A 6,259-nucleotide genomic window follows, 5' to 3' on the forward strand; every position below is an offset into this window, starting at 1 on the left:
TTGTGACGGAAATCCTGCAGAAAGTCTTTTTCAAATACGCTCCAGGCATATAAGATATATATACTCCACATATCAAAATAGATGTTTACAGAAAGCATTATTTATTCTATAATCTGAAGATATGTATACGAAAGACAAAAGACGAAAGAAGGAACTTATTATGGACCATCATAAAAGGGTACAGACCTCAGAAGCATTCATAAACAGTGCATTCCTTGCAGTGTCAGGAGGATTTCAGGATGCCTATACCTATTTTACCCGCGATGGCGTTTTCTCCAACGCTCAGACCGGAAACGTGGTACTGATGAGTGAGCGGTTTATGAACGGCGAAATGAAAGCAGGATTGCATTATCTCATTCCCCTGACCGCATTCTTCCTTGGAGTTCTGTTAGCGGAACGCATTCAGGAAAAATTCCGCTATGCCAGACGCCTTCACTGGCGCCAGGGAATCCTTCTGGTAGAGATCATCCTGCTGTTTCTGGTTGGCTTCATCCCAGGGAATCTGAACGTGCTTGCAACCACCCTGGTATCCTTTTCCTGCGCCCTTCAGGTGCAGACCTTCCGAAAGGTTGAAGGAAATGCCTATGCCAGCACCATGTGTATCGGAAATCTGAGAAGCGGCACTGCAGCCCTTTCCGCTTACATGCGTGAAAGAAAGCCCCGCCTGCTTCATCAGGCCTTATGCTATTTCGCCATTATTTTCCTGTTTGCTATTGGCGCAGGAATTGGCGGCAGACTTTCAATGGCTTACGGCGAAAGAGCCATCTGGGTATCCAGCATCCTGCTTCTCATCAGCTTCCTTTTAATGTTTATTGAGGAAATCGAAGAGGCAGAACACCGCTGGCAGTGAGAAATTAATAAAGCTTCAGTATCTTTACAATTACAAATTATAAAAAACATCCAGTCTCCATATAACGATGGCAGGCTGGATGTTTTTTTACAATATAATCTTTCACAAATTGTGAGGCACATCTTGCAGAAAGTCTTCCTCAAACATGCTCTGCAGTTTAAGATAAAATCCCTGTAGACTGTAAAAACAGAATAAACATCATAACCGGTGCAACAAAGCGGATCATGACGCGGTACAATTTTTTCCTACGGAACTTATCCCCGCTTCTTTCCATTTCGCTAATCACATAATCCGGCGTTACGATCCAGCCGATGAGGAGCGTTGAAAGCAGTGCTATAAATGGCATCATAACACTGTTGCTGATGTAATCCATAATATCAAGAAGCTGTCCCACAGAACCATTTGGAAGCTTCACTTCCACATAGAAAATACTGTATCCCAAAGCGATAACTGCGGAAGCTGCAAGGTAGATCACAGATAAAACAAGAACTGTTTTTTTACGGCTGGTATGAAAAATTTCCATGCAGTTTGCAGTAATAGATTCCAGTACGGAAATACAGGAAGACAAGGTTGCAAAAATAGCAGTTACGAAAAACAGGATTCCTACGAAGGTACCAGCTTTTCCCATTGCAGAAAATACCTTTGGCAGGGAAATAAACATCAGGCTTGGTCCGGCACCCATTCCCTCAGTGCCGGAAAACACATATACAGCCGGGATGATCATGGCACCTGCAAGAAAGGCAACACCTGTGTCAAAAATTTCAATCTGATTGATCGCCTTGTTCAGGTTCACTTCAGGTTTTACATAGGAGCCGTAGGTGATCATAATTCCCATGGATACACTGAGTGAAAAGAACAGCTGGCTCATGGCATCCAGCAGAATCTGCAGAAAACGCTGCACAGTCAGTCCTTCAAGGTCCGGCGTCAGATAGTAAAGAAATCCCTGTAAGCCGGTGCGAAGCTGACCGGAAGCATCCGTGTGTGAAATCGTAAGAGAATACACTGCAATCACTACGACCAGAACCAGCAGGACCGGCATCATCCATTTGGATACTTTTTCAATCCCCTTTTCCACGCCATTGTATACAATGAAAGCAGTAACCCCCATGAAAAGCAGTGCGAAGATCACCGGTGAAGTGGAAGAGGTGATAAAGGCTGTAAAATAGTCATCTGCGGCAGCTGCCTGTGCCTGACCGGTTATGTATACCACTGCATATTTGGTGATCCATCCGCCGATGACCGCGTAATAGGTCATAATAAGCACTGGTACAAGGAAGGTAAGGATTCCCAGGAACTTCCATCTGGGACGCATCTGGGTATAGGCTCCGATGGCACTCTTCTGTGTACGCCGTCCGATCGCAATATCCGAGGTGAGAAGGGCAAATCCGAAGGTTAGTACCAGAATCAGATAGATAATTAAAAATAAGCCGCCTCCGTCTTTTGCGGCAAGGTATGGGAATCTCCACAAATTTCCCACTCCTACAGCACTTCCGGCTGCAGCCAGGACAAAACCAAGCTGTCCTGAAAAATGGTTTGATTTCTTTTCCATTACATTTGTTTCCCCCTTAATGTTGTAAGAATAGGATAACATATGACAAGATAATAGTAAAACAAATACTTAAATTTTTAGCAAGCAGAAAGGAGTATAAGTTATTGTCCACTTCGTTCACAGCAACACGCTCCGCGATGGCATTGAACATGGCGATACAGATAAGACCATCGAGAGCTTCACGAAAATTCATTCGTTAAGCGATAGCCCCCTTCAATTAAGTTGATAAAATTTAACAAAGTATATCGAGAATATTTCTCTGTATTTACTACAGTGAAAATGGGACTTACAAATGGAAAAATGAATTAAAGTACATAATATAGGACTTATATATAGGGAAATCCATTTTTTACCAGATAAATTGTACTTTATTAAAAGCATTCCCCAAACCGATTGACTAAGAAATAACAATCTCGTATACTACAATCGTTAAACTAATAACAATTCTTCAATATACGCGGAGAACTATAAAATAAAGAAAGAGGTACAAGAATGAAAGATTTTGCACAGTGGGAAGGCTTCGAAGGAAGTCGTTGGAAAGAACAAATTAACGTTCGTGATTTTATCCGTCACAATTATACCCCTTATGACGGAGACGATTCTTTCCTGGAAGGCCCGACCGAGGCTACTGACAAACTGTGGGGAAAGCTGCAGGAGCTGCAGAAAGCAGAGCGTGCCAACAATGGTGTGCTTGACATGGAGACAAAGGTTGTCACAGGCCTGACCGCATACGGACCAGGATATATTGCTGAAGACCTAAAGAATCTTGAGAAGGTTGTAGGACTTCAGACAGACAAGCCTCTGAAACGTGCATTTATGCCATACGGCGGAATCAAAATGGCTGAGCAGGCATGCGAAATGTACGGCTACAAGGTAGATCCTCAGATCCACGATATGTTTACAAAATATGAGTTCAAAACACATAACCAGGGCGTTTTTGACATTTATACACCAGAAATGAAAAGAGCACGTCACAGCCACATCCTTACCGGACTTCCGGATACTTATGGACGTGGACGTATCGTTGGCGATTACAGACGTGTGGCTCTGTACGGTATTGACGCTCTGATCGCAGGCAAGGAGAAAGACTTTGCAGACAGCGACCGCCAGGGTATGAGACGTTATGATTTCCAGCTTCGTGAGGAAATCGCAGATCAGATCCGCGCTCTTAAAGGAATGAAAGAGATGGCAAAGGTCTATGGTTATGATATTTCAGAGCCTGCAAAGAATGCTCATGAGGCATTCCAGTGGCTGTACTTTGGATATCTTGCAGCAATTAAGACCCAGAATGGTGCTGCAATGAGTGTTGGACGTATCTCCACATTCCTTGATATCTATATTGAAAGAGACCTTAAGAATGGCGTGATCACTGAGAAAGAGGCACAGGAGCTTGTTGACCACATGGTAATGAAATTCCGTATGGTTAAATTTGCAAGAATTGAGTCCTACAACCAGCTGTTCTCCGGTGACCCGGTATGGGCAACTCTTGAGGTTGCAGGTATTGGTGTTGACGGACGCCACATGGTTACCAAGAATGACTATCGTTTCCTTCATACTCTTGAGGATATGGGACCGGCTCCGGAGCCAAACCTTACTGTTCTTTATTCTTCCAAGCTGCCGGAAAACTTCAAGAAATATGCTGCTAATATTTCTGTTACAACAAGTTCTATCCAGTATGAGAACGATGATGTTATGCGTCCGGTATGGGGCGATGATTATTCCATCTGCTGCTGTGTATCTGCTACTGAGACTGGTAAGGAAATGCAGTTCTTTGGAGCTCGTGCAAATCTTGCAAAATGCCTCCTTTACGCGATCAACGGTGGTGTGGATGAGAAGTTAAAGACTCAGGTAGGACCGGAGTACAAGCCGATCACTTCCGAGTATCTTGATTATGATGAGGTTATGCAGAAATATGACCAGATGATGGACTGGCTGGCTCATCTGTATGTAGGAACTCTGAACATGATCCACTATATGCATGATAAATATTACTATGAGGCAGCTGAGATGGCGCTTATCGATACAAAGGTTGAGCGTTCTTTTGCAACAGGTATTGCTGGATTTTCACATGTAGTAGATTCTCTGTCTGCTATTAAGTATGCGAAGGTAAAAGCTATCCGTGATGAGGATGGAATTACCACTGATTTCCAGGTTGAGGGTGATTTCCCACGCTACGGTAATGATGATGACAGAGCAGATGAGATTGCAAGAAATCTGCTTTCCACCTTCATGGATAAACTGAAACACATCCATACCTACCGTGATTCCAAGCCAACCACTTCTATTCTTACCATTACCTCTAACGTTGTTTATGGTAAAGCTACCGGAGCTCTTCCGGATGGAAGAAAGGCTGGAGAGCCTCTGGCACCTGGTGCAAACCCATCCTACGGCGCAGAGCAGAACGGACTTCTTGCTTCCCTGAACTCTGTTGCAAAGCTTGACTATGAGGATGCACTGGATGGAATTTCCAATACACAGACCATTAATCCGGAAGCTCTTGGACATAGTGATGAAGAGCGTACAGATAATCTGGTACATGTACTGGACGGATATTTCAACCAGGGTGCACATCACCTGAACGTAAATGTATTTGGCAAAGAGAAACTGATCGATGCTATGGAGCATCCGGAAAAAGAGGAGTATGCAAACTTCACTATCCGTGTTTCCGGTTATGCAGTTAAGTTTATCGATCTGACAAGAGAGCAGCAGCTGGATGTTATTGCCAGAACCTGCCACGACAGAATGTAAGTCTGATATTTTAAAATAGTATCGGCGAAACAAAAGGGCATGCAATACAATATATGTCAGAGGTTGCATGTCCTTTTTATAAATATGAATGCAAAGGAATTAGAAATGTTAAAAGGCTATGTTCATTCTCTGGAGAGCTTCGGGTCTGTGGACGGACCTGGAGTGAGATATGTGATTTTTCTTTCTGGCTGTGCTATGCGTTGTCAGTTCTGCCATAATCCGGATACCTGGAATATGACAGATGGAAAAGAGTACACTACGGATCAGCTTTTGAAGACAGCACTTCGGTTTAAGTCTTACTGGGGAGATAAGGGTGGTATCACGGTGAGCGGCGGGGAACCACTTTTGCAGATGGATTTTCTCACAGAGCTTTTCCGTAAGGCAAAGGAAGCGGGAGTCCATACTACTTTGGATACCAGCGGAAATCCTTATACGACTAAGGTGCCGTGGCATTCTAAGTGGCTGGAGCTGATGAAGTATACAGATCTTCTGCTTCTGGATATCAAGCAGATCAATGAGCAGGAGCATGTGAAGCTTACCGGGCAGACCAATACGAATATTCTTGCCATGGCCCGTGAGCTTTCGGATATGGGTAAGCCTGTTTGGATCCGGCATGTGTTAGTACCGGGGGGCAGTGACAAGGATGAGTATCTGCACCAGCTGGCGGATTTTATCCATACACTGAAAAACGTTGAGCGCGTGGAAGTTCTTCCGTATCATACTCTTGGCATTTTTAAATGGGAAAAGCTGGGGATTCCTTATCCGCTGGAGGGCGTGAAACCTCCTACGCAGGAGAGGATTGATAATGCCAGACGGATTCTTGGGGCGATTTAAGAGCGTGAAAGAAAGTAAATAAAACTCCTTAAGGGGAGGCCGTTGCGGACTGGAAATGAGTTCGCAATGGTCTCTTTTAAGTTGCTATTTAGTGTGTTGAAAGTTGTTCAAGGCGGACGCACTCGGACAATGGTGATTGCTCACTCGCCGGCGCAACGCTCCAGCGAACTAACTGCTAACTGCGACTAAATCGTTCAGGAAAGCCTTCACGATTAAGTCTCCGTAAGCAGTGGATTTCGCCTACGCTAAAACCGCGCCTGAAATGGCTCGCTAGAGCA

At 44.2% G+C, this 6,259-nt stretch carries 4 protein-coding genes; 3 read left to right on the forward strand and 1 reads right to left on the reverse strand.

From position 1 onward, the window contains the following. Positions 1-160: 160 nt before the first annotated feature. Positions 161-850, forward strand: coding sequence for a YoaK family protein (locus I4V84_RS16005; RefSeq protein ID WP_195992911.1), 690 nt, complete (start codon positions 161-163; stop codon positions 848-850). 157 nt (positions 851-1,007) lie between these two features. On the opposite strand, the gene I4V84_RS16010 is transcribed toward I4V84_RS16005, so the two are convergent. Then, positions 1,008-2,399 carry a sodium-dependent transporter gene (locus tag I4V84_RS16010; protein ID WP_195992913.1) on the reverse strand — a complete coding sequence of 464 codons (1,392 nt, stop codon included), beginning with the start codon at positions 2,397-2,399 and terminating at the stop codon, positions 1,008-1,010. A 492-nt stretch (positions 2,400-2,891) separates the two neighbouring features. Here I4V84_RS16010 and pflB point away from each other — a divergent pair, with 492 nt between their 5' ends. Both pflB and pflA read left to right on the forward strand, forming a co-directional pair. Further along, entirely contained in the window at positions 2,892-5,147 is a 2,256-nt protein-coding gene (pflB, locus tag I4V84_RS16015) for a formate C-acetyltransferase (RefSeq protein ID WP_195992915.1), read from the forward strand. A gap of 105 nt (positions 5,148-5,252) precedes the next feature. Further along, positions 5,253-5,981, forward strand: coding sequence for a pyruvate formate-lyase-activating protein (pflA, locus tag I4V84_RS16020; protein ID WP_118578234.1), 729 nt, complete (start codon positions 5,253-5,255; stop codon positions 5,979-5,981). The last annotated feature ends 278 nt before the right edge of the window (positions 5,982-6,259 follow it).

The organism is Ruminococcus sp. 1001713B170207_170306_F1, assembly GCF_015668065.1.
GTDB lineage: Bacteria > Bacillota > Clostridia > Lachnospirales > Lachnospiraceae > Blautia_A > Blautia_A faecis.

Excerpts from the sequence above, each read along its gene's own strand:
- I4V84_RS16010 (WP_195992913.1), bottom strand. The coding sequence starts at position 2,399 with ATGGAAAAGAAATCAAACCATTTTTCAGGACAGCTTGGTTTTGTCCTG.
- pflA (WP_118578234.1), top strand. The coding sequence starts at position 5,253 with ATGTTAAAAGGCTATGTTCATTCTCTGGAGAGCTTCGGGTCTGTGGAC.
- I4V84_RS16005 (WP_195992911.1), top strand. The coding sequence starts at position 161 with ATGGACCATCATAAAAGGGTACAGACCTCAGAAGCATTCATAAACAGT.
- pflB (WP_195992915.1), top strand. The coding sequence starts at position 2,892 with ATGAAAGATTTTGCACAGTGGGAAGGCTTCGAAGGAAGTCGTTGGAAA.